The sequence below is a fragment of the Agromyces binzhouensis genome, assembly GCF_042672355.1.
Lineage (GTDB): Bacteria > Actinomycetota > Actinomycetes > Actinomycetales > Microbacteriaceae > Agromyces > Agromyces binzhouensis.
Map to the genome: position 1 here is coordinate 1 of NZ_JBHXVJ010000010.1, position 23,033 is coordinate 23,033.

Here is a 23,033-nt window from a genome sequence, read left to right on the forward strand (position 1 = left end):
TTGAACATAGTGCACGCTGTTGAGTTCTCAAGGAACGGACGCACCCGACCCACCAACCCGAAACCGAGCCAGCACCACCGAGGCAACTTCCCTACTATACCACGTGCTCCTGCGGATCCGACCTGCTCGGCGATGCCGAGATGGGTCGTGATCCCGGACCGTGGCCGCGAGGCCGTCGAGTCCGTGGGAGGTGTGGAATCGTCATCTTAGGCTTGAAGCAACCGAGTCGCAATGGAGCGCCTTCGAGGCTGTTTGGCTAAGACCTGACCGCTTCGCCAGGGGCTCTCGCTCCCGGCCGCCGCGGCGACGTGGACAACCATACGCAGCGCGCGCCCGCCATCACAAATCGGTCTCGGATCCCGCGCGTGTCGCGGCATCCGCCGCCCCGCCCGAGGGCCCGGCCATCGGGCCGAACCCCCGGTCAGGGGTCGGATCCTCAACCGAAGTGCTGCGGATCGGGGCCGAGGCGGCCGGCACGCTCGATCGCCGTGATGCGGTCCATCTCGCTCTCGGAGAGCGCGAAGTCGAAGACGTCGAAGTTCTCCGCCATGCGCTCGCGTCGGTTCGACTTGGGGAACACGATGAAGCCGCGCTGGAGGTGCCAGCGGATGACGACCTGCGCAGCCGACTTCCCGTGCTCCGCTGCGGCCTCGGTCACCTCGGGGAGTTCGAGGAGCGGGTACTTGCCCTGGCCGAGCGGGCCCCACGACTGGATCTCGATGCCGTGCTCGGCAGCGAACGCGGTCGTCTCCGGCTGCTGGTGCGCGGGGTGCAGTTCGATCTGGTCGACGGCGGGCACGACGTCGGTCTCGTCGAGGAGGCGCTGCAGGTGCGGAACCATGAAGTTCGACACGCCGATCGATCGGGCGCGACCCGATTCCCGGATCTGCTCGAGCGCACGCCACGACTCGACGTAGCGATCCTGCGCCGGCACCGGCCAGTGGATCAGGTAGAGGTCGACGTAGTCGAGCCCCAGCCGCTCGAGACTGCCCTCGAACGCGTCGAACGCCGACTGGGTGCCCTGGTCGTCGTTCCAGAGCTTCGTCGTCACGTAGAGCTCCTCGCGCGGGATGCCGGAGGCGGCGACGGCACGGCCGACCCCCTCCTCGTTGCCGTAGATGCGCGCGGTGTCGAGGTGGCGATAGCCGACGTCGAGCGCATCGGCGACGATCCGCTCGGTCTCTGCGGGATCGACCTTGAACACCCCGAAGCCGAGCTGGGGGATCGAATGGCCGTCGTTCAGTTGGATTCGCGGTACGAGCGTCTGGGTCATACGGCCATGCAACACGTTCCGCCTGCGAGGGCCACCCCTCGTTCGCGGGACGCGAACGCGGGATGGCCGGCGCAGGGCGCCGCGGCGGCGTTCGCCCGCAGGCTGCCGCTCAGGCCGCGGAGGCCGCCGCGGCACCGCGCTCGGCGGCGTGCGCGAGGCTCGATGCCATGAGCGCCGCCGCGGCGCCCTGCCCGAGGCCGCTGCGGCGGACGAGCGTCTGCCAGGTCCGGAAGTCCATCGCGAGCGCGGCGGCGGCGGCGAGTTCGGGACTCCGTTCACGAGCCGGCCACGCCTCGACCAGTGCGTCTCGCGCGGCCTCCATCGGCTCGCCCATCCGGAGCTCGTTCACCTCGTGCAGCACCGCGTCGCGCTCGGCATCGCGCAGCACGTTGGCGATCAGCGCCTCGTTCTGCGCCCAGTACGCGTAGACGGCGGCGATCCCGTGCTCCGCGCGCGCCACGGGTGAGGGGATGGCCCGCCACGGCGCGGCATCGGGGAACGGGTGCTGGTCGAGGTGCAGGCCGGAGCAGGCGAGGAAGAGCGCGCGGTCGTCGGGGAAGTGCCGGTAGAGGGTGCTGCGCTGCACGCCGGCCCGATCCGCCACGGCGCTGAACGAGCTCGCGGCGGGGCCCGCCGTGCGGTGCAGTTCGAGGGCGGCCTCGACGATCCGCCGACGCGTCTGCTCCTGCTGCTCCGCTCGCGCTCGCTGCTCGTATCTCCGTGCCATCCCCTAATTCTACGCACATATGTGTTCGATCAATTGACATCGCCGCCGTCCGGTCGTACGGTTCATTCATCGCACACCTCTGTTCTTCGAAAGGCAGCACCACCATGACCACGATCGACACCGCCGCCGCGGCGTGCACGGTCCTCTCACCCGGCGACGACGGCTGGGACGAGGCACGGGCGACGTTCAACCTGCTCGACGACCAGCGACCGGAGCTCATCGCCCTCCCGCGCGACGCGGGCCAGGTCGTCGAGGCCGTCGCGCTGGCCCGCCGCGCGGGCCTCCGCGTGGCAGCGCAGGGCACCGGCCACGGCGCCTCCTCGCGTGACACGCTCGCAGGCGCGATGCTCGTGAACACGTCCCGCATGACCGAGGTGGAGATCGACCACGCCGAACGCCGCGTGCGCGTCGGCGCCGCGGCCAGGTGGCAGCACGTCGCACCGATGCTGTCCGAGCTCGGACTGGCCGGACTCCACGGCTCGTCGCTCGACGTCGGCATCGCCGGCTACTCGATGGGCGGGGGGATCGGATGGCTCACCCGGCGCCACGGGCTGCAGGCCAACGCGGTCCGCGCGATCGAGCTCGTCACGGCCGAGGGCGAACCCGTCCGAGCCGACGCCGACCACCACGCCGACCTGTTCTGGGCGCTGCGCGGCGGCGGCGGCAACTTCGGCATCGTCACCGCGATCGAGTTCGAGGTCGTCGCCCTGCCCGAACTCGCCGCCGGATCCTTCTTCTTCCCGATCGAGCGCGCCTCCGAGGTGCTGCGGACGTGGACGAGGCTGCTGCCGTCCTTCCCCGAGGAGCTCACGACCTGGGTGAGCCTCATCCACTTCCCGCCGACCCCGGACGTGCCCGACGTCGTGCGCGGGCAGTCCTTCGCGATCGTCATGGCCGCCCACCTCGGTCGCGAGTCGGAGGCCCGACGCCTGCTGCACCCCCTCGAGGAGCTCGCCCCCGTGATGGACACGCTCGGCCCGCAGGAGCCCATCGCGCTCGGGACGCTCGCGATGGATCCCGAGTCCCCGCTCCCATACCGCTCGACGACCGCACTCGTCGACGAGCTGCCCGACGAGGCCGCCGATGCGATCGCCGGGCTCGGCGGTGCGGGCGGCGCCCTCGCGATGCTCCAGGTCCGCCACATCGGCGGTGCGTTCGGCCGGCGCCCCGAGGGCGCGGGCGCGCGGGCGACGCTCCCCGGCGAGATCCTCGTCTTCGCGCTGGGCGTGCCGATGGACGCCGAATCGGATGCCGCGGTCGGCCGCGGGCTCGACGGCCTCGACGCGGTGCTCGGGCCCCTCGCCGTGGGCGAGTACCCGAACCTCGTCGAGCACCCGGTCGACGCGAGCCGATTCTTCGACGAGGCGACCTGGGCCCGGCTCCGCGACGTCAAGTCCACCTGGGACCCCGCCGACCTCGTCCGCGGGAACCACCACGTGCCGGCGGCGGCGTCCGCCGGCTGAGTCCCGATGCCGATGCCCGGCGGGCGGTCCCGCGCTCCCGCGGCCCCCGACCGGGCATCCTCGGGCGGGTCGACGCGAGCGTAGGATTGAGGGCTATGCCCGCGCCCGTCCCCGCCACGATCACGTACCCGGCCGACCTGCCGGTCAGCGGTCGACGCGACGACATCGCACGCGCCATCCGGGATCACCAGGTCGTCATCGTCGCAGGCGCGACCGGGTCGGGCAAGACGACCCAGCTGCCGAAGATCTGCCTGGAGCTCGGGCGGGAGTCGATCGCGCACACCCAGCCGCGCCGGATCGCGGCGCGCACGATCGCCGAACGCGTGTCCGAGGAGCTCGGCGTCGAGCTCGGCGACCTCGTCGGCTACCAGGTCCGGTTCACCGACCGCGCGAGCGAGGCCACGCGCATCAAGGTGATGACCGACGGCATCCTGCTGAACGAGATCCACCGGGACCGCGACCTGCGCCGCTACGACACGATCATCATCGACGAGGCGCACGAGCGCAGCCTCAACATCGACTTCCTGCTCGGCTACCTCAAGCGGCTCCTCCCGCGCCGACCCGACCTGCGGGTCGTCATCACGAGCGCGACGATCGACCCCGAGAGCTTCGCAGCGCACTTCGCGGATGCCGGCGGCACGCCGGCCCCGATCATCGAGGTCTCCGGCCGCACCTACCCGGTCGAGGTCCGGTACCGGCCGCTGGTGGCGGAGTCCGCCGGGTCGGGTCCGGGCGAGGAGGCGGACGACGAGGGCGCGGCCGCCGAGGACCGCGACATCCAGCGGGGCATCCTCGACGCGCTGGACGAGCTCGGGCGCGAGGCACCGGGCGACGTGCTCGTCTTCCTCTCGGGCGAGAGCGAGATCCGCGACGCCGAGGCCGCGGTGCGGGCCCACGCGACGCGGCGCGGTGCGGCGGACGTGACCGAGGTGCTCCCGCTCTACGGGCGGCTCTCGTCGGCCGACCAGCACCGGGTGTTCGAGCGTTCGAAGGTCGCGGGGCTCCGTCGACGCGTCATCCTCGCGACCAACGTGGCCGAGACGAGCCTCACCGTGCCCGGCATCCGCTACGTCGTCGACGCCGGCACCGCGCGCATCAGCCGGTACTCGGCCCGCTCGAAGGTGCAGCGGCTCCCGATCGAGCCGATCTCGCAGGCCTCGGCGAACCAGCGCTCCGGGCGTTCGGGCCGGACGAGCGACGGCATCGCCATCCGCCTCTACTCCGAGGACGACTTCGAGAAGCGGCCCGAGTTCACCGATCCCGAGATCCTGCGCACCAACCTCGCCGCGGTCATCCTGCAGATGGCCTCGCTCGGGCTCGGGGCCGTCGAGGACTTCCCGTTCCTGACGCCGCCCGACGCCCGCGGCATCCGCGACGGCGTCGACCTGCTCCGCGAGCTCGGCGCGATCGACGAGGCGGATGCCGCGGGCGGCCCGGAGCTCACGCGCACCGGCCGGCAGCTGGCCCGCCTGCCGATCGAGCCGAGGTTCGCGCGCATGGTGCTCGAGTCGAAGGCGCAGGGGGTGAGCCGCGAGGTGCTCGCGATCGTCGCCGGGCTCACCATCCAGGACCCGCGCGAGCGGCCGCTCGAACGACGCGAGCAGGCCGACGAGATGCATCGCCGCTTCGTCGACCCGACGAGCGACTTCATCACGCTGCTGAACCTCTGGAACCACCTCGAGCAGCAGCAGCGCGAGCTCTCCGGCAGCGCGTTCCGCCGGATGTGCCGGAGCGAGTTCCTCAACTACCTGCGCGTGCGCGAGTGGCAGGACCTCTACCGCCAGCTCGTGCGCCTGGCGAAGCCGCTCGGCCTGCACGTCGCGGCGGAGGCCGGCGCACCGAACCCCGACGGCATCCATCGCTCGCTGCTGGCCGGACTGCTCTCGCAGATCGGCATCCGCGACGACAGCCGGACGTCGAGCGGACGCGGCGGCGCCGGGACCCAGCGCGACGCCGAGCGGCGCGGGCGCCGGCAGCAGGCCGAGTTCGCGGGGGCCCGCAACACGCGGTTCGTCGTGTTCCCCGGTTCGGCGCTGGCGAAGAAGCCGCCGGCCGCGATCATGGCGGCCGAGCTCGTCGAGACGAGTCGCCTGTTCGCGCGCACCGCCGCGGCGATCGATCCGGCCTGGGCTGAGCAGCTCGCCGGTCCGCTCGCGAAGCGCTCGTACTCGTCTCCGCGCTGGGAGCGGCGCCAGGGCTCGGCGGTGGCCGACGAGAAGGTGCTGCTGTTCGGCGTGCCGATCATCCCGAAGCGGCGGATCCAGCTCGCCCGGGTCGATTCCGCACTCGCGCGCGAGCTGTTCGTCCGGCACGCGCTCGTCGAGGAGGACTGGGACTGGAACCGGCTCGACAAGCGCCTCTTCGCGTTCGTCCGCCGGAACCGCGAACTGCGCCGCGAGCTCGGCGAACTCGAGGAGCGCACCCGCCGCCGCGACGTCCTCGCGGGCGACGAGGCGGTCGTCGCCTTCTACGAGCAGCGACTGCCGGCGGATGCCACGGACGCGCGCGCGTTCGAGCGCTGGTGGCGCCGCGAGCACCGCACGCACCCCGACCTGCTCACGATGACCCGGGCCGACCTGCTCGGGGAGGACGGGGTCGCGGCCGACGACGGGCTCCCCGACCGGTGGCGCCAGGGCGACCAGACGCTGACGCTCCGCTACCGGTTCGAGCCGGGCGCCGACGACGACGGCGTGATCGTGCAGGTGCCGCTCGTGCTGCTGCCCCGGCTCGAGCCGACCGGGTTCGACTGGCAGGTGCCCGGCTTCCGCGACGAGCTCATCACCGCGATGCTGCGCACGCTGCCGAAGGTGCTCCGCCGCCAGGTGGTGCCGGCCGCCGAGTGGGCGGCGAAGGTCGCCGCCGAGCTGCCGGCGGGGCCGGAGTCGGGCGAAGCGCGTGCGCCGTTCGACGAGACCGTGGCGGGGGTCGTGAAGCGGCTCACGTACGCGCCCGTGACGGCCGGGGACTTCGACATCGACCGCGTGCCGCCGCACCTGCGCGTGACGTTCCGCGCGGTCGACGAGCACGGCCGCCCCGCGGGCGACGACAAGGACCTCGTATCGCTCCAGTCCCGGCTCGCCGAGCGCGCGGGACGCGCGGTCGCGTCGACGTTCTCGGTCGGACCCGCGGCGAGGCCGGGGCGGGGCGGGGCGGATGCCTCGGCTCCGGTGCGCGGCGACGGGGCCACCGGCCGTGACGACCGGGCCCCCTCACGACGCGGCGGTCGCGGCTCCGCCGACGCATCCGGCCCGTCGTTCGCGGAACGCTCGGGGCTCACGACGTGGGACTGGGACGACCTCCCGGGCCACGTCGACACCCGGCAGGCCGGCAACGTCGTGCGCGCCTACCCGGCGCTCGTCGACGAGGGCGCGTCCGTCGCCCTGCGACTGGTCCCGACGGAGGACGAGCGCGATCGGGCGTCGCGCCGCGGCATCCGTCGACTCCTGATCCTCGCCACGCCGACGCCGGTGGCGTACGTGCAGGAGCACCTCTCGAACCAGGAGAAGCTCGCACTGGCCTCCAGCGCGTACCCCGGCCCCCGGGCGCTGCTCGACGACTGCCTCGCGGCCGTCGTCGACGCCGAGATGCGGGCGCGCCATGCGGACGGCCTGGTGCGCACGCGCGCTGAGTTCGAGGCGGTGCGCGACGCGGTCTCGGCGAGCGTGATGGACCGCATGTTCGAGGCCGTCGGGCTCGTCTCCCGGATCCTCGTCGCAGCGAGGGACGCCGACCGGGCGATCTCGAAGGCGTCGAGCCTGCAGCTCATGTCGGCGCTCGCCGATGCCCGCTCGCAGCTCGAGTCGCTCGTGCCGGCCGGCTTCGTCTCGGCCACCGGCCTCGAGCGGCTCCGCCACCTGCCCCGGTACCTCGAGGCGATCACCGTCCGCGTGCGCCGCATGCAGGAGAACCCGGGCCGCGACCGGCAGTGGCTCACGGAGTTCGACCAGGCGCGCACCGCCTACGAGAAGGCCGGCGGCACGGTGCCGATCGACGCGGAGGCCGACGCACGGCTCGTGCGCGTGCGCTGGATGCTCGAGGAGCTGCGCGTCGGGCTGTTCGCCCAGGAGCTCCGGACCGCGGAGACCGTCTCGGTCAAGCGGATCGTCAGGGCGCTCGCCGAGTGAGCGCGGCGAGCCTCGCCGCGTAGCCGGGCTCGAGCTCCTCGAAGCGCGCGTCCCATCGCGCCCGATCCTTCGGCGCCGCCGGGTCGGCGAGGTGCCAGCCGAGGCTCTCGAGGTAGGTGTGCCAGCCGGGGCCGTAGTCGGGCCGCGTGACGTGCTCGTGCAGGAGGCGCAGCCGGGTGCGGGCACCCTCGGGCTCGAGGCGCACGGTGAGGAGCGTCGGCGCCTCGCCGACCACGGTCCAGGTGGTGGCGAAGCCGTTCGGCGGCTCGCAGGAGACGACCTCGCCGTCGCAGTAGACGTCCCCGTCGCGGGTGAGGGCCTGCCAGCGCCCGCCGAGCCGGAAGTCGCCGCGGTACGCCGCCATCCATCGGGCGAGCCGCTCGGGGGTGGTGATCGCCTCCCACAGGTCGTCGGGGTCGGTGTCGTAGACGTCGTCGAACGCGAGTCGGAAGCCCGGCTCGTCGGCGTGGATCTCTCCGGTCACGGCCATCATGCGTCCCTCCGTCGGGCGCGCGCTCCGCGCGCGATCTCGGTGTGCAGTGCGTCGAGTCGCTGCGGCCAGAGCCGGCGGTACCGTTCGAGCTGCGCGTCGGCCTCGTTGAGCCCGGCGCGATCGAGCGCGTAGATGCGGCGTGCGCCGTCGGCCCGCACCGTGGCGAACCCGTGTTCGCGGAGGATGCGCAGGTGCCTCGACACGGCCGGCTGCGTGATGCCGAACTCCGCCGCGACGACGTCGACCACGGAGCCCGCCGGCCGCTCGCCGTCGGCCAGGAGGTCGAGGATGCGGCGGCGCACCGGGTCGCCCAGGACGTCGAACGCGTGCACGGCGACAGACTATCATTCTGAGGTTATATAGGGAAGAACTGATGCGATTTGGATGCGCAGGCGGGCTCCGTTCGCGTCGATAGGATCGAGCCACCGTGGCCGGCTACACAGATCTCCTCAGGACCAAGGGCGTCGCGCGCATCATCGCCGCCCAGCTGACCGCACGGTTCCCGTCCGGCATGCTCTCGCTCGCGTTCCTGCTGCACGTCGAGCAGCAGACCGGATCGTACGGCGCCGCGGGCCTCGTCCTCGCGGCGACCTCGATCGGGCAGGCGATCGCCGGCCCGATGACCAGCCGGCTGATGGGCCGATTCGGCATGCGGCCAGTGCTCGTCACGACCCTCGTCGTGTGCGTGGCCGCCGTCGTCGCGATCGGCGTGCTCCCGCTCACCGTGCCCCTCTACATGGCGATCGGGTTCGTCTGCGGCCTCGCGACGCCGCCCGTGCAGCCGGCCGTCCGCACGATCTACCCGAAGATGGTGAACTCGCGACAGCTCACCCCGCTGTTCTCCCTCGACGCGTCCGCGCAGGAGATCATCTGGGTGGTCGGACCGGTCGTGACGACGTTCGTCTCGACGCAGGTCGGCACCGTCTGGGGCATCCTGCTCGCCGCCGCGCTCATGGTGGTCGGCGGCATCTGGTTCATCTCCTCCCCCGAGCTCGGCCGCGTGCGCATCCCGCGCTCGAAGCGCGCGTTCGGCAAGGTGCTCGCCCGCCCGCCCGTCATGCTCGCGACGATCGTCGGCTTCCTCCTCATCGGCGCGTGCGCCGCGATCGAGGCAGGTGTGGTCGCCGCGTTCGGCCACGACGGGGCCGAGGCGGGAATCGTGCTCGCGATCTTCTCGATCGGCAGCCTCGCCGGGGGCCTCGGGCTCGGCCACGTGCCGATCGGCCCGTGGTCCACGGCCCGCCGCATGTTCATCGTCTTCGCCGGAACCGCGCTCGCCGCCTTCTCGATGGACTTCTGGTGGCTCTCGATCACGCTCTTCATCGCGGGAATCGGCATCGCCCCGGCCCTCGCGGTGCTGTTCGCGATCGTCTCGGCGAGCGTGAAGTTCTCCGACACGGCCGAGGCATACGGATGGGTCGGCACGGGCCAGCTCATCGGCGCCGCCCTGGGCTCCGCGCTCGCGGGCTTCCTCATCGACGGCTTCGACGCGGTCGGCGCGTTCTGGGCCGCGACCGTGCTCGCGCTCCTCGGCTTCCTCGTCCCGGCGCTCGCGCGGCGGTGGCATCCCGACCTCCGCGGCCGCGACGCCAGCCCGATCCCCGATACCGAACCGGTCACGATCACCCCGAGCTGACCGGGCTCGACGCTGACCGGACCCCGAACGAAAGGCGCACGGATGACGCATCCGCCCGTCGCACCCCACGTCCGACTCGCCGACGGTCGGGCGATCCCGCAGGTCGGCTACGGCATGTACAAGGTGCCGGCAGCGGATGCCACGCGGCTCGCGCTGACCGCGATCGAGCTCGGGTACCGCCACCTCGACACCGCCGCCCTGTACGGCAACGAGGCCGAGGCCGGCGTCGCCGTGCGCGAGTCCGGACTGCCGCGCGAGGAGCTCTTCGTCACGAGCAAGGTCTGGAACGACGACCACGGCTACGACGAGACGCTCGGCGCGTTCGATGCCGCCATGGAGCGCTTCGGGCTCGACCGCCTCGACCTCTTCCTCATCCACTGGCCGGTGCCGTCGCAGGACCGCTACGTCGACACGTGGCGCGCGCTCGTCCGACTGCGCGACGAGGGCCGGGTCACTTCGATCGGCGTCTCGAACTTCCACGCGCACCACCTCCAGCGGATCATCGACGAGACCGGCGTCGCACCGGTCGTGAACCAGGTCGAGCTGCACCCGTGGCTCCCGCAGCGCGAGCTCCGCGCGTTCCACGAGCGGATCGGCATTCGCACCGAGGCGTGGTCGCCCCTCGCGCGCGGGCGCCTGCTCGGCGATCCCGTGCTCGAGCCGATCGCGGCGAAGCACGGGCGGTCGGTCGCGCAGGTCGTGCTCGCCTGGCACGTCGCGCAGGGCACGATCGTGATCCCCAAGGCGTCGAGCCCCGAGCGCATCGCCGAGAACCTCGACGTGTTCTCGTTCCGGCTCGATGACGAGGACGTCGCGGCGATCGCGGCACTCGAGTCCGGCGCGCGCACGGGCCGCGATCCCGACGACGACTGACGGCCCGCGCCGCTCGACGCGCCATCCGACCGTGTTCCGGCGACTCGGGACTCACAGGCGGCCGCAACCCGATCGTGACCCGACTTGCAGCGGGCGTCCAGACATCGGCTCCCGCCTCGGCGCTACGGTGACCGCATGACCAGCCGAGGAATCCGATTCGCAGGGCTCGTCGCCCTCTCCGCGCTCCTCCTCACGGGCTGCAGCATGGGCTCGGGAGGATCCGACCAGACGGCGTCGGAGCCCGACGTCGGCCTCGAGGCGCCCGCCGACGGCGGCGTCGCACCGCGCGACGAGCAACCGTTCACCGAGGACGAGCAGGCGGGGACGATCGAGGAGGGCCGCAGCGTCATCACGACGGGCTGGATGGCGATCACGGTCGACGACCCCATCGACTCCGCCGCCGAGGTCGCCGCCATCGTCGGCGCCGCCGGCGGGCGCGTCGACGGCCGCAACGAGACGCCCGGAACGGAGACCCAGCAGGCGCGGGCCACCCTCGTGGTCCGGATCCCCGCCGACCGCTTCGACGCCGTGCTCGGCGACCTGCGCGAACTCGGCGAGGTCGACTCCGTGCGGCTCGACGCCTCCGACGTGACCCAGCAGAAGCGCGACCTCGATTCGCGGATCGCCTCGCTCGAGACCTCGGTCGACCGGCTCCGCGCGCTCATCGCCCAGGCGGACGACGTCGGGGACCTCATCGCGATCGAGTCCGAGCTCACCACCCGCCAGACGGAGCTCGACGCGCTGACGACGCAGCGCGACTGGCTCGCCGACCAGGTCGACTACTCGACCCTGACGGTCGAGCTGCTCTCCGAGGGGCTCGCGCCGCAGGCCGGCCCGAACGACTTCTGGAGCGGCGTCGTCGCGGGATGGAACGCGCTGACGGCGTTCGTCTCCGGCCTGCTCGTCGCGATCGGCGTCATGCTGCCCTGGCTCGCGCTGCTCGCGGTGATCGCCGCGATCGTCGTCGGGATCATCGTGCTCGCGAGCCGCGGCGGTCGTCGAGCACAGGGCACGGCGGACACGAGCGGATCGGGCGCGGAGCCGGCCGCGACCGGGCAGCCGACCTCTCCGGTCGGCCCCGGCGGGGCCGGCACCGACCGGAACGGCCCGGCGTAGGCTGGCGCCGTGACCGCCGACACGACCGTGGACTCCCTGCTCGACGACGACCTGCTCTCACGGTTCCGCGATCGGGCGGCGCGCTACGACCGTGAGAACGCGTTCTTCGCCGACGACCTCGACGAACTCGCGGAGCGCGGGTACCTCCGCGCCCTCGTGCCCGCCGAGCTCGGCGGCCTCGGCTGGAGCCTCGCAGACGTCGTCCGCGCGCAGTCGCGGCTCGCGACCGCCGCACCGGCGACCGCGCTCGGCGTGAACATGCACCTGGTCTGGACGGGCGTCGCGCGCCTCCTGCACGACCGCGGCGACGACGGCCTCGACTTCGTCCTCGAGGAGGCCGCAGCCGGCGAGGTCTTCGCCTTCGGCATCAGCGAGGCCGGCAACGACCTCATGCTCTTCGGCTCGGGCACGGTGGCCGATCCGCAGCCCGACGGCAGCGTGCGCTACACGGGCCGGAAGATCTTCACGTCGCTCTCGCCGGCGTGGACGCGGCTCGGCGTGCACGGGCTCGACACCGCCTCGGCGGACGCTCCCAAGCTCGTGTACGGGTTCATCGACCGCGAGGACCCCGACGTGCGCACGCTCGACGACTGGGACACGATCGGCATGCGCGCCACGCAGAGCCGCACGACGGTCCTCGACGGCGCCGTCGTCGCACCCGACCGGATCGTGCGCCGCCTCGACCCCGGCCCCGACCCCGACCCGTTCGTCTTCGCGATCTTCGCGTGCTTCGAGCTCTTCCTCAGCGCCGTCTACGCCGGCCTCGCCGAGCGGGCGCTCGCACTCGCCGTCGACGCCGCGCGCGCCCGGACGTCGGCGCGCACCGGACTCCCCAGCTCCGAGGACCCATCGGTGCGCCGACGCATCGCCGAGGCCGCGCTCGCACTCGACGGAGTGCCCCCGCAGCTCGTCGGGCTCGCGACCGACGTCGCCGACGGCACCGACCACGGAGCCCTCTGGTTCGCCAAGCTCTCCGGCGTGAAGGTGCGCACCGTCGAGACCGCGCGCGACGTCGTCGACGCGGCGGTCCGGGTCGCCGGCGGCGCGACGTACTTCGCGGGGAACGAGCTCGGCCGCCTGCAGCGCGACGTGCTCGCCGGCGTCTTCCACCCCTCGAGCGACGACGCCGCGCTCAACACGATCGCGAACGCGTGGCTCGGCCCCGTGCAGGACTGACCGCCCGACGGAGCACCCCTCGCGATCGCTAGACTGGCGCCGCGGCGGCCCCGCCGCGTCCGAAGGAGGTCCCTCGTGAGCGTGTTCCCGTTCCTCATCGCCATGGCGCTGTTCGTGTTCGGAATGTGGGTGTTCAGCATCGCCGATGTCGTGCCGGGCTTCGAGGCGATCGTCTTCTTCAGCGGCATCGTGTGCGTGTCGCTCTCGCTCGCCATCCCGTTCAACGTCCTCGGCCGGCGCGAGTCCGGCGTCTGATGGGGCTGCCCGACGCCGACACGATCGTCACGTATCCGGCGGGCGACCTGCGCGCCGAGGGCCGGGTGCTCGTCGCCTCGCCCCATGGCGACCACCTCGCCGTGATCGCGGACCGCACGAGCATCCACCCGGTCGATGCGGCGTGGCCCGACCAGCCCGCCGACGCGGGAGTGCTCCGCGCCGGCGCGCGCGAGTACGCGATCCGCGACGCGGTCGTCGCCGCGACCGACGGCGAGGACCTGCACATCGGCAGCGTGCCCGTGCGTCCCGGCACCGAGGGCTGGTCGTTCCTCGTCGCGCACCTCCTCGACGCCGACGCCGAGGTCGGCGAGGGCGACGAGGTCGAGCTCGAGGCGGATGCCGCGACCCGCCGGGCGCTGTCGATCGGCCACACGGCATGCCACGCGGCCTCGCTCGCCCTGAACCGCGCGCTGGCCGACCGTTGGTCGAAGGCCGCGCGCGAGGACGCGCTCGGCTCGCCCGACTTCGACGGCATCGCCATCGCCTCGTCCCGCATCGAGCCATCCGGTTCGGTCGACCGCTACCGGCTGAACAAGTCGCTGCGTCGGGCCGGGTTCGACGCGGCGGGGCTCGCCGACGGACTCGACCGGCTCGCGGCATCCGTCGACTCGACGCTCGCCGAGTGGATCGCCGACGACGCGAAGGTGCGCATCGAGCGCGTGGGCGAGGACCTCACCGACCGCCGCACCTGGGTCTGCGAACTGCCGCACGCATCCGCGCGGATCCCGTGCGGAGGGACGCACGTGGCGTCGCTCGGCGAACTCGGCACCGTGGACGTCTCGTTCGCCGTCCAGGACGACGGCGGCACGCCCGTCCTCGTGATGACCACGCGCGCCGGGGCATCCGCCTGATCGTTCTCGGGGTGCCCTCGGCCGCGGGCCGACGCGCACGTCGTGATCCCTGAGCGTTCCTCAGCCGCGAGGGCGCCTGACGGGGATACGATGTGGACCGTGGGAATTCGCATCGAGAAGGTCGACCTGCCCGGGATCGGCTTCCGCCATGACCTCGTCACCGACAGCGGTCGGCGAATCAGCGTGGTGTCGCACCGGGACGGCGAACGCGACCTCGGGGTCTTCGACGAGGACGACCCCGACGAGTGCCGCGACACCATCGCACTGAACGACGACGAGGCGGCCGCCCTGGCCGACGTCCTCGGCGCCTCCGTCATGCTCGCTCGGCTGACCAGCCTGTCCGACATGGCGACCGGGCTGTTCACCGAGCAGATCGCTCTGCCGACGGACTCGCCCTACCTGAATCACCCGCTCGGCGACACCAAGGCGCGCACGCGCACGCACTCGTCGATCGTGGCGATCATGCGCGACGGCCAGGTCATGCCGTCGCCCACCCCCGCCGACGTCCTGCGCGCCGGTGACGTGATCGTGGCCGTCGGAACACGCGGCGGACTCGACGGATTGGCCCGACTGCTCTCCAACGGCCCCGACTGACGCCGGGGGCCCGATGCACGAGACCACGCTGCTCCTGATCGAAGTCGGCGCGCTGCTCCTCGCCATGAGCCTCCTGGGGCGCCTCGCCATCCGCATCGGCCTCTCACCGATCCCCTTCTACCTGCTGCTCGGTCTCGCGTTCGGCAACGGCGGCCTTCTCCCGTTCGACGCCAGCGAGGAGTTCTTCGCCACGGGCGCCGAGATCGGCGTCATCCTGCTGCTCGCGCTCCTCGGACTCGAGTACACCGCGGAGGAGCTGGTCATCGGCCTCAAGTCGTCCAGACGAGCGGGCATCCTCGACGCGCTGATGAATGCGCTGCCCGGCGCGGCGGTCGCGCTCCTGCTCGGCTGGGGTCCCATCGCCGCCGTCGCCCTCGCGGGCGTCACCTGGGTCTCCTCGTCCGGCGTCGTCGCCAAGCTGCTGCGCGACCTCGGACGACTCTCCAACCGCGAGACGCCCTCGGTGCTGGCCGTGCTCGTCATGGAGGACCTCGCCATGGCGTTCTACCTCCCGGTGCTGTCGGCACTCGTGGTGGGGGCGAGCCTGATGCAGGGCGCGATCGGGGTCGCGATCGCCGTCACGATCGTGATCGTGATCCTCTTCCTCGCCCTCCGGCACGGCCACGTCATCTCGCGGTTCTTCCCCGCCGAGCACGCCGAGCCGCTGCTGCTCGGGGTGCTCGGTCTCGTGATGCTCGTCGCCGGACTCGCCGCGGAGGTGAGCGTCTCGGCCGCGGTCGGGGCGTTCCTCGTCGGCATCGCGCTCTCGGGGCGGGTGGCGGCGAACGCGAGTGCGGTGCTCACCCCGCTCCGCGACCTCTTCGCGGCGATCTTCTTCGTCTTCTTCGGGCTGGCCACCGACTCGTCGGAGATCCTCTCGATGCTGCTGCCCGCCGCTGGACTCGCCGCCCTGACGATCCTCACGAAGCTCGTGTCGGGTGCCTACGCCGCCCGGCGCGCCGGCGTGGGCACGCTGGGCCAGTGGCGAGCCGGCCTCGTGCTCGCCCCTCGCGGCGAGTTCTCGATCGTCATCGCCGGGCTCGCGGTCGGTTCGGGCATCGAGCCCGCACTCGCCCCGCTCGCCACCGGCTACGTGCTCATCACGATCCTGGCGGGCTCGTTCCTCGCGCGGTTGCCGGACGTCGAGTGGTTCCGCGCCGCCGTGCGCCGCCGGTCGAAGCGGCTCGCCGCGGCGAAGGCGTAGCGCGCCGCGGCGAGCCGGTCAGGCGCCGTCGTCCCCGGTTCCGTCGGCGTCCGCTGCGACGTCGCCGCCGTCCTCCTCCTCGGCCAGGAGCTCCCGCACGCGCGGCACCACCTCGGTCGCGTAGAGCTCGATCGTGCGCAGCATCGCCTCGTGCGGCAGCGTGCCGTTGGAGTACTTCAGGTCGAAGCGCTGCGCACCGAGCGAGCGAAGCGTCGCGGCGATCTTCTGCGCGACGGTCTCGGGCGAGCCCGCGTAGAGCGCGCCGTTCGGGCTCGCCTCGCCCTCGAAGTGCTCCCGGGTGACGGCGCCCCAGCCGCGCTCGCGGCCGATGCGGTTCATGATGACCTCGTAGTGCGGCCAGAGGGTCTCGAGCGCCTGCTCGTCGGTGTCGGCGACGATGCCCGGCGAGTGCACCGCGATCGGCTGCGACTCGTGCCCGAACTGCGTGAGCGCCCTGCGGTAGAGGTCGGCGAGTGGGGCGAAGCGGGCCGGGCTGCCGCCGATGATCGCGAGCACGAGCGGCAGGCCGTAGTGCGCGGCGCGCACGACGGACTCGGGGCTGCCGCCGACGCCGACCCAGGTGCGCAGTCGTCCGTGCTCGACCTTCGGGAAGACCTCCTGGTCGGTCAGCGAGGCGCGCAGCTTCCCGGTCCACGTCACCGGCTCCTGCGGGAGCAGTGCCGAGAAGAGGTTGAGCTTCTCCTCGAACAGGTCCTGGTACTGGCTCAGGTCGTAGCCGAACAGCGGGAAGGACTCGATGAACGATCCGCGTCCGAGGATGACCTCGGCACGGCCTCCGGAGACCGCGTCGAGGGTCGCGAACCGCTGGTAGACGCGCACGGGGTCGTCGGAGCTCAGGACCGTGACCGCGGATCCGAGGTGGATGCGCTCGGTGCGCCCTGCGATGGCCGCGAGCACGACCTCGGGGGCTGAGATGGCGAACTCGTGGCGGTGGTGCTCGCCGACGCCGAAGAAATCGAGGCCGAGACGGTCCGCGAGCTCGGCCTCCGCCACGACGTTGCGCAGGACCTGGGCCTGCGCAAGCGGATCGCCGTCCGGTCCGAGCGTCACGTCGCCGAAGGTGTCGAGTCCGAATTCGTGGTTGCGCGCCATCCGCTGCTCCCCTGTCGTGTGATCGATGCATCTGCATGCACCTGATCGAAACCCCGTCAGCTGAGAGACTATTCCGTACGGCTCGGGGAATGTCCGCCCCGGCGATCGCGTTCTCGATGGAGACGACGCCGATCGGCCGACGTCGCGACGACGCGCCCGCGGCAGTCGGCCCGGATGGAGGAGCGCACGTGGCGGAACGACCGACGATCGGCATCTTCGGAGCCGGCAAGGTGGGCACGGCGCTCGCGCGCCTGCTCGTCGATGCGGGCTACGAGGTGGCCCTCGCCGGCTCGCCGCGGCAGACCGCGCTCGAACTGCTCGTCTCGGTCGTCGCACCCGGAGCGCGCGTCGCCGACTCCGCGCGCCTGGCCGACGAATCCGACGTGATCGTCGTCGCCGTGCCGTTCGGCAAGGCGCCGACCGTGCCCTGGGACGCCTTCGACGGCAAGGTCGTCGTGGATGCCACCAACTACTGGCCGCCCGTCGACGGGCACATCCCCGAGGTCGACGCCGACGAGCGCACCACGAGCGAGATCCACGCGGCCCTGAACCCGGCGGCCCGCGTCGTGAAGTCCCTCAACCACCTCGGCTACCACGACATGGAGGACGACCCCATGCCGCCGGGCTCGCCGCTCCGGCGCGCGATCGCGGTCGTCGGCGACGACGCCGACGCGCGCGAGGCGGTCGCGCGCATCATCGACGACCTCGGCTTCGATCCCGTCGACGGCGGAGCGCTCGGCAACGGGCGCGCGCTCGAGCCGGGCCACCCTGCGTTCGGCCGCGAACTCTCGGCGAGGGAGCTCGCGAGCCTGCTCGAGGCCGAGCGCGCGGTGGCCGCGTGACGACCGTCGGTCCGCGGCGCTGACGGGTCAGGCCGAGACCGGCCCATCCGTCTCCGGGTCGCTCACCGGCCGAGGCGGTTCCTCGTCGGCGGAACGCTCGCGCTCGATGCGCGCCGTCCCGAGGCGCTGGCGCAGGTCGACGAGGCCGACCACCAGGGCGACGACGAGCAGCGCCCCGACCGCGGCGATGCCGACCGCGTACGCCTGGTGGAACACGTCGATCCGGGGCTCGGCGCCCTGGGTGCGGTACACCGTCGAGTAGAACAGCGAGAGCGCGACGGCCGTGCCGATCGCCGTGCCGATGCGCTGTCCGAGCTGGCCGACGGACCCCGCCAGCCCGCCCCGCCGGATCGGGATGTCGGCGAGCGCGAGCACCTGGTTCGGCGCGATCACGAACCCGCCGCCGGCGCCGCCGATCAGCATCACGGCCGCCATGAGCCAGGGCGTGAGCTCCGGCGGCGTCGACACGGCGACGAGGACGAGCAGCCCGAAGCCGATGAGGAGCATCGCGAGTCCCGCGACGACGAGGGGTCGCCCGACGCGGTTCACGAGCCGGCCCCCGAGCCACGAGGTGTAGGCGCTGGTGAGCGCGAAGCCGATCGTCACCATCCCGGCGAAGACCGGTTCGAGACCGAGCCCCTGCTGCAGGTACAGCGTCGTCAGCAGGAACGACGCCGGCATCGCCGCGAAGTACACCGTCGCGAGGAGCGTGCCGTTCCGGTACGAGCGGAGCGAGAAGAGGTCGAGGGGCACGAGCGGGGCACGGCCGGATGCCGCGTACCGACGCTCCCACCAGAGGAACGCCGCGAGCGCAACGGCGAAGACGACGAGCGTCCACCAGCGCGCCGGGTCGTCGTCGGGCGATCCCGTGGTGAGCAGGAACGGCCACATCAGCGATGCGACGACGACGCCGAAGATCGCGACCCCGACCGGGTCGAGCGAGATGCGCCGCGTGTCGCCGGGCGGCCGCCCCGGCAGCAGGCGCGCGGCGAACGCGATCGCGACGAGGGCGAGCGGCACGTTCATCCAGAAGATCCCGCGCCAACCGTCGGTGGGCCCGCCGATCGCGATCGCGAGCCCGCCGAGCGTCGGGCCGAACGCGGTCGAGATGCCGATCGTCGCGCCGAACAGGCCGAAGGCCGCCCCGCGCTCCGCGCCCTGGAAGAGCTGCTGGACCATGCCGAGGACCTGCGGCATCTGGATGCCGGCGGCCACTCCCTGCAGCAGGCGGCCGACGAGGAGCACCGGCGCGCTCGGCGCGATCGCGCAGATGAGGCTCGTGAGCGCGAACAGGCTGAGCCCCACGATGAACATCGTCTTGCGCGACCCCTGGTCGCCGAGTCGGCCCGCAGGCACCAGGGTGAGCCCGAACGCGAGCACGAAGCCGGAGACGAGGAGTCCGAGCTCGGTCGGCCCGGCGCCGAGCGCCTCCTCGATCGACGGTAGCGCGACGTTGACCTTCGTCAGGTCCATGATCGTGAGAGCGGCGACGCCGACGCAGACCCAGTAGGCGCGCCACCGGTGATCGTTCGCCTCGCGAACGGGAGGCACGGGGGGTTGCGACATCCGGTCCAGCCTACGCCCGGTCCTCGGACGCTTCCGTCGCGCGATCCGGCGTCCCCGACTCGCGCGCGAGCGCCGACCGGGCTACGGCTGCAGGCGCTCCACGCGCCAGGGCGATCCCGGCCCGGCGTCCGCGTCGCGCTCGAACACGAGGCGGTCGTGCAGCCGCGAGGTCCTCCCCTGCCAGAACTCGATCCGCCACGGATGCAGCCGGTAGCCGCCCCAGCGCTCGGGGCGGCGGATGTCGTCGACGCCCGAGTACTCCTCCTCGAGTTCGCGGACGCGCTCCTCCAGCTCGGCACGCGAACCGATCGGCCGCGACTGGCGGCTCGCGGTCGCGGCGATGCGCGAGCCGTACGGTCGGGTCGCCCAGTACGCATCCGACTCGTCGTCGTCGACCGTCGCGGCGGCGCCGGTGACGATCACCTGCCGGTGGATGAGGTACCAGGGGAACAGCAGCGTCGCGGTCGGGTTCGCCGCGAGCGCCAGTCCCTTCCGCGATGAACGGTCCGTGTAGAAGACGAACCCCCGATCGTCGACCCCGCGCAGCAGCACCGTCCGGCTGGACGGCGTGCCGTCGGCACCGATCGTGCCGAGCACCATCGCGTTGGGCTCGTACACCCCGCGGTCGTCGGCCTCGGCGAGCCAGCGGTCGAACTGCACGAACGGGTCGGGGGCGAGCTGCCCCTCGTCGAGCCGCTCCTCGCCGTAGTCCTTGCGCCGCGTCAGGGCGTGCTCGACGGCCCGGTCGATCCGGTCGGGGTCGATCGCGTCGCTCATGCCTCAAGCGTACGAGGCGACGACGAAGCCCCCGGGATCCGAGCGGATTCCGGGGGCGTTCATCAGGTTGGTGGACCCAGGGGGATTCGAACCCCCGACCTTCTCATTGCGAACGAGACGCGCTACCAACTGCGCCATGGGCCCGAGCCGACAACGACTCTACCATCCCGGGAGGGGTGGTCCGGACCACCCGGATCAGACGGCGGTGCGACGGCGGCGCAGCACCTGGTCGAGGTCTCGCATGCCCGGCTCGGCGCCCTCGACGATGCCCATGCGCGCGTAGGGATTCGCCGGCTCGGACGCGGAAGCGGCCGGGCGCCGCGTCGCCGCGTCGCCGGCCGCCTGCGTCGGTGCCTGGTCGACGGATGCCGCGGGCGGCCGGAGCACGGGGACCTGGGGTTCCATCCGCTCGGCGCGCTCGGCGAGCTCTGCGTCGGTCGCGGACCGCTTCAGCTGCTCGGCCTCGGCGATCGACGCCATGACGCTCGCGGCGATCGTGCCGCGCGAGAGGTGGAGCGGCTTCGGAAGCGGCCGTGGCGTCCACCCGGGCGCCTCGGCGGTGTCGGCGTCCTCGACGTCGATGGGCTCGAACGGCTCGGCGACGGGCATCGCGATCGGGGCAGCGGCGGCCGGGGCGGGACGGCGGCGGCCGAGCACCACGAGGCCCGCCATCGCGATGACGACTCCGGCGCCTCCGCCGAGGGCGACGAGGCCCGTGCCGCCGAGGGCGAGCATGACGAGCCCGACGACGACCGCGACGAGCGACGCGAGGAGCAGCAGCGAGCACATCGCGCGACGGCGGCGCCGTGAGCGACGGGCTGCGGCGGAGCTCGCAGAGCCGGGCGACGACGCGCTGCTCGAGGACGCGGCGTCCGCCTCGACCGCGCGCGCGGCGTTCCGCTGCGCGGCCGCCGCCCTCCCGGCGGCAGCGGTCCGTTCCGCCTGCGCGGCGAGCTCCCGCTCCGCGGCGGCGGCCGCCTCCTCGGCGGCGATGCGCTCGGCGATCGCGAGGTTCTCCGCGGCCTGGGCCTCGAGTCGGGCCGCGAGCTCGTGCTCGTGGAGGATCCGTTCCTGCGCGGCGACCTCGCGCGCCGTCACACCCGTGCGGACCTCCTCGGGCGCCTCAGCCGTCTCGGCGAGGATCCGGAGGGTCTGCTGCAGGCGCACCGCGTTGCGCTCGGTGGCGAGGTACTGGCGTCGGCGGAGCCAGCTCGGGAGCAGGTAGGCGATCCAGAGCGTCGCGGCGACCGCCACGAGTACGCCACCGCCGATCGGATCCATGGCACCACGCTAGGTCACCCGGCGCTGCCGGTCCCACTCGCCGTGGGGCGTGTCAGCGATCCCCCACCCGAAGGGGGGTGCGCGCGGCCTCGCGATCCGCCTCCGGGATCGACGCGGCGGCCGACGGCGCGCGCCCCTCGCGCCACCGCCGCAGCACCCCGCCGGGCACCTCCTCCGCGACGAGCGCGAACGCGAAGTGGTCGCGCCAGTCGCCGTCGATGTGGATGAAGCGGCGGCGGAGCCCCTCGTAGCGGAATCCCAGCTTCTCGACGACCCGGAGCGAGGGCCCGTTCTCGGGACGGATGCAGATCTCCATGCGGTGGAGCCGGAGGCTCCGGAAGCAGTGGTCGGTCGCGAGCGCGACGGCGGTGGGCGTGATGCCGCGCCCGGCGACGTCCTTGGCGACCCAGTACCCGATCGACGCCGACGCCAGCGACCCGTGCGTGATCGAGGACACGTTCAACTGGCCGACGAGCTCGCCCTCCCACTCCAGCACGAACGGCAGCGCGGTGCCGGCGCGAGCGTGCGCGTTGAGGTTGCGGATGCTCGCTCGCGCGTCGATCACGGTACCCCCTCCGGGGTACGTCGCCTCCCACCGCCGCAGCCACGCACGGTTGTCGAGCAGCACCCGTTCGAGCTGGCGCGCATCGCGCACCCTGATCGGTCGGAGCGTCAACGACCCGTCCACCAGGGTCGGAACGGATGCCACCGGCACGTCAGCCTCGTTCGAGCCCGGCGGCGAAATCGATGAGCCATGGGCGCAGGTCGGCGCCGAGGTCCTCGCGATCGGAGGCGAGCTGGATGACCGCCTTGATGTAGTCGAGCTTGTCGCCCGTGTCGTACCGCCGGCCGCGGAAGACGACCCCGTAGACGCCACCCGTACCCTCGACGTCGCCCGCCATCTCCATGAGCGCGTCGGTCAGCTGGATCTCGCCGCCCTTGCCCGGCTCGGTGCGGTGCAGCACCTCGAACACCTCGGGCTTGATGACGTAGCGGCCGATGACGGCGTAGTTGGAGGGCGCGACCTCCTTCGCGGGCTTCTCCACGAGGCCGGTGATCCGCACGACGTCGGGGTCGTCGGTCTCCTCGATCTCGGCGGCGCCGTAGAGGTGGATGCTGTCGGGGTCGACCTCGAGCAGGGCGACGATGGTGGCGTCGCGCGCGACCTGCTCGGCGAGCATGCGGGTGAGCAGCACGTCGCGCTCGTCGATGATGTCGTCGCCCAGCAGCACCGCGAACGGCTCGTCCCCGACGTGCATCTCGGCGCGGAGCACCGCGTGGCCGAGGCCCTTCGGGTCGCCTTGGCGGACGTAGTGCATCTGCGCGAGCTCGGTCGACTCGTTGACCTTCCGCAGCTTGGCCGTGTCGCCCTTCTGCTCCAGGGTGTACTCGAGCTCGGCGACGCGGTCGAAGTGGTTCTCGAGCGCGTTCTTGTTGCGGCCCGTGATCATGAGCACGTCGGTGAGTCCGGCGCCGACGGCCTCCTCGACCACGTACTGGATGGCGGGCTTGTCGACGACCGGCAGCATCTCCTTCGGCATCGCCTTGGTCGCGGGCAGGAAGCGCGTTCCCAGGCCGGCAGCAGGGATGACGGCCTTCGTGATCCGTTCAGTCATGCGCATCAGCGTAGCCGTACGGCGTGGGCGTG

Annotated in this window: 21 protein-coding genes and 1 tRNA gene; 11 read left to right on the plus strand and 11 right to left on the minus strand. The window is 72.6% G+C overall.

All coding sequences use genetic code 11. From position 1 onward, the window contains the following. Positions 1 to 436: 436 nt before the first annotated feature. Positions 437 to 1,273: an aldo/keto reductase gene (locus ACFVHK_RS16010; protein ID WP_376929693.1), complete on the minus strand. Its 837-nt coding sequence runs from the start codon at positions 1,271 to 1,273 to the stop codon at positions 437 to 439. A 109-nt stretch (positions 1,274 to 1,382) separates the two neighbouring features. Next, positions 1,383 to 2,000 carry a TetR/AcrR family transcriptional regulator gene (locus ACFVHK_RS16015; protein WP_376929694.1) on the minus strand — a complete coding sequence of 206 codons (618 nt, stop codon included), beginning with the start codon at positions 1,998 to 2,000 and terminating at the stop codon, positions 1,383 to 1,385. Positions 2,001 to 2,104: 104 nt separating this feature from the next. On the opposite strand from ACFVHK_RS16015, the gene ACFVHK_RS16020 reads away from it, so the two are divergent. Then, a complete protein-coding gene (locus tag ACFVHK_RS16020; RefSeq protein ID WP_376929695.1) occupies positions 2,105 to 3,463 on the plus strand; it encodes an FAD-binding oxidoreductase in 1,359 nt (452 codons plus the stop codon). Between the two features lie 95 nt (positions 3,464 to 3,558). Next, positions 3,559 to 7,587 (plus strand): ATP-dependent RNA helicase HrpA, encoded by a 4,029-nt coding sequence (gene hrpA / locus ACFVHK_RS16025; RefSeq protein WP_376929696.1) that lies wholly within the window; start codon positions 3,559 to 3,561, stop codon positions 7,585 to 7,587. Here hrpA and ACFVHK_RS16030 read toward each other — a convergent pair. Continuing rightward, positions 7,568 to 8,080: an SRPBCC domain-containing protein gene (locus ACFVHK_RS16030; RefSeq protein WP_129234216.1), complete on the minus strand. Its 513-nt coding sequence runs from the start codon at positions 8,078 to 8,080 to the stop codon at positions 7,568 to 7,570. The genes hrpA and ACFVHK_RS16030 overlap by 20 nt on opposite strands. Beyond that, positions 8,077 to 8,412: an ArsR/SmtB family transcription factor gene (locus ACFVHK_RS16035; protein ID WP_376929697.1), complete on the minus strand. Its 336-nt coding sequence runs from the start codon at positions 8,410 to 8,412 to the stop codon at positions 8,077 to 8,079. The genes ACFVHK_RS16030 and ACFVHK_RS16035 overlap by 4 nt, the downstream gene beginning before the upstream one ends. A gap of 95 nt (positions 8,413 to 8,507) precedes the next feature. On the opposite strand from ACFVHK_RS16035, the gene ACFVHK_RS16040 reads away from it, so the two are divergent. The 8 genes from ACFVHK_RS16040 (at position 8,508) to ACFVHK_RS16075 (ending at position 15,806) form a co-directional block, all read left to right on the plus strand. Beyond that, positions 8,508 to 9,716 (plus strand): MFS transporter, encoded by a 1,209-nt coding sequence (locus ACFVHK_RS16040; protein WP_129234218.1) that lies wholly within the window; start codon positions 8,508 to 8,510, stop codon positions 9,714 to 9,716. Positions 9,717 to 9,758: 42 nt separating this feature from the next. Then, positions 9,759 to 10,589 carry an aldo/keto reductase gene (locus ACFVHK_RS16045; RefSeq protein WP_376929698.1) on the plus strand — a complete coding sequence of 277 codons (831 nt, stop codon included), beginning with the start codon at positions 9,759 to 9,761 and terminating at the stop codon, positions 10,587 to 10,589. Between the two features lie 135 nt (positions 10,590 to 10,724). Next, positions 10,725 to 11,705: a DUF4349 domain-containing protein gene (locus ACFVHK_RS16050; RefSeq protein ID WP_376929699.1), complete on the plus strand. Its 981-nt coding sequence runs from the start codon at positions 10,725 to 10,727 to the stop codon at positions 11,703 to 11,705. A 9-nt stretch (positions 11,706 to 11,714) separates the two neighbouring features. Continuing rightward, the gene (locus tag ACFVHK_RS16055; protein WP_376929700.1) at positions 11,715 to 12,881 is read left to right on the plus strand and encodes an acyl-CoA dehydrogenase family protein; all 1,167 of its coding nucleotides are present in this window, start codon (positions 11,715 to 11,717) and stop codon (positions 12,879 to 12,881) included. A 75-nt stretch (positions 12,882 to 12,956) separates the two neighbouring features. After that, entirely contained in the window at positions 12,957 to 13,136 is a 180-nt protein-coding gene (locus ACFVHK_RS16060; protein WP_129234222.1) for a hypothetical protein, read from the plus strand. Further along, the gene (locus ACFVHK_RS16065) at positions 13,136 to 14,008 is read left to right on the plus strand and encodes a metal-dependent hydrolase (protein ID WP_376929701.1); all 873 of its coding nucleotides are present in this window, start codon (positions 13,136 to 13,138) and stop codon (positions 14,006 to 14,008) included. The genes ACFVHK_RS16060 and ACFVHK_RS16065 overlap by 1 nt, the downstream gene beginning before the upstream one ends. Before the next feature lie 99 nt (positions 14,009 to 14,107). Next, positions 14,108 to 14,602 carry a cation:proton antiporter regulatory subunit gene (locus ACFVHK_RS16070; protein ID WP_376929702.1) on the plus strand — a complete coding sequence of 165 codons (495 nt, stop codon included), beginning with the start codon at positions 14,108 to 14,110 and terminating at the stop codon, positions 14,600 to 14,602. Between the two features lie 13 nt (positions 14,603 to 14,615). Next, a complete protein-coding gene (locus ACFVHK_RS16075) occupies positions 14,616 to 15,806 on the plus strand; it encodes a cation:proton antiporter (RefSeq protein ID WP_376929703.1) in 1,191 nt (396 codons plus the stop codon). Positions 15,807 to 15,824: 18 nt separating this feature from the next. Here the strand turns inward: ACFVHK_RS16075 and ACFVHK_RS16080 are convergent, their stop codons facing one another. Then, on the minus strand, positions 15,825 to 16,919 hold the full coding sequence (locus tag ACFVHK_RS16080) for an LLM class flavin-dependent oxidoreductase (RefSeq protein ID WP_376929704.1): 1,095 nt from the start codon (positions 16,917 to 16,919) through the stop codon (positions 15,825 to 15,827). Between the two features lie 188 nt (positions 16,920 to 17,107). On the opposite strand from ACFVHK_RS16080, the gene ACFVHK_RS16085 reads away from it, so the two are divergent. Beyond that, entirely contained in the window at positions 17,108 to 17,761 is a 654-nt protein-coding gene (locus ACFVHK_RS16085) for an NADPH-dependent F420 reductase (protein ID WP_376929705.1), read from the plus strand. Positions 17,762 to 17,788: 27 nt separating this feature from the next. Here ACFVHK_RS16085 and ACFVHK_RS16090 read toward each other — a convergent pair whose 3' ends face one another. The 6 genes from ACFVHK_RS16090 to galU form a co-directional block, all read right to left on the minus strand. After that, the gene (locus tag ACFVHK_RS16090; protein ID WP_376929706.1) at positions 17,789 to 19,327 is read right to left on the minus strand and encodes an MFS transporter; all 1,539 of its coding nucleotides are present in this window, start codon (positions 19,325 to 19,327) and stop codon (positions 17,789 to 17,791) included. A gap of 81 nt (positions 19,328 to 19,408) precedes the next feature. After that, positions 19,409 to 20,104 (minus strand): pyridoxamine 5'-phosphate oxidase, encoded by a 696-nt coding sequence (gene pdxH / locus ACFVHK_RS16095; protein ID WP_376929707.1) that lies wholly within the window; start codon positions 20,102 to 20,104, stop codon positions 19,409 to 19,411. A 68-nt stretch (positions 20,105 to 20,172) separates the two neighbouring features. After that, positions 20,173 to 20,248, minus strand: a tRNA-Ala gene (locus tag ACFVHK_RS16100). 51 nt (positions 20,249 to 20,299) lie between these two features. Beyond that, complete coding sequence (locus tag ACFVHK_RS16105) at positions 20,300 to 21,385, minus strand: hypothetical protein (protein WP_376929708.1); 1,086 nt, start codon at positions 21,383 to 21,385, stop codon at positions 20,300 to 20,302. A 52-nt stretch (positions 21,386 to 21,437) separates the two neighbouring features. Then, entirely contained in the window at positions 21,438 to 22,094 is a 657-nt protein-coding gene (locus ACFVHK_RS16110) for a GNAT family N-acetyltransferase (RefSeq protein ID WP_376929806.1), read from the minus strand. Positions 22,095 to 22,101: 7 nt separating this feature from the next. Further along, positions 22,102 to 23,001, minus strand: a complete 900-nt coding sequence (gene galU, locus ACFVHK_RS16115; RefSeq protein WP_376929709.1) for a UTP--glucose-1-phosphate uridylyltransferase GalU — start codon at positions 22,999 to 23,001, stop codon at positions 22,102 to 22,104. Between the last annotated feature and the right edge of the window lie 32 nt (positions 23,002 to 23,033).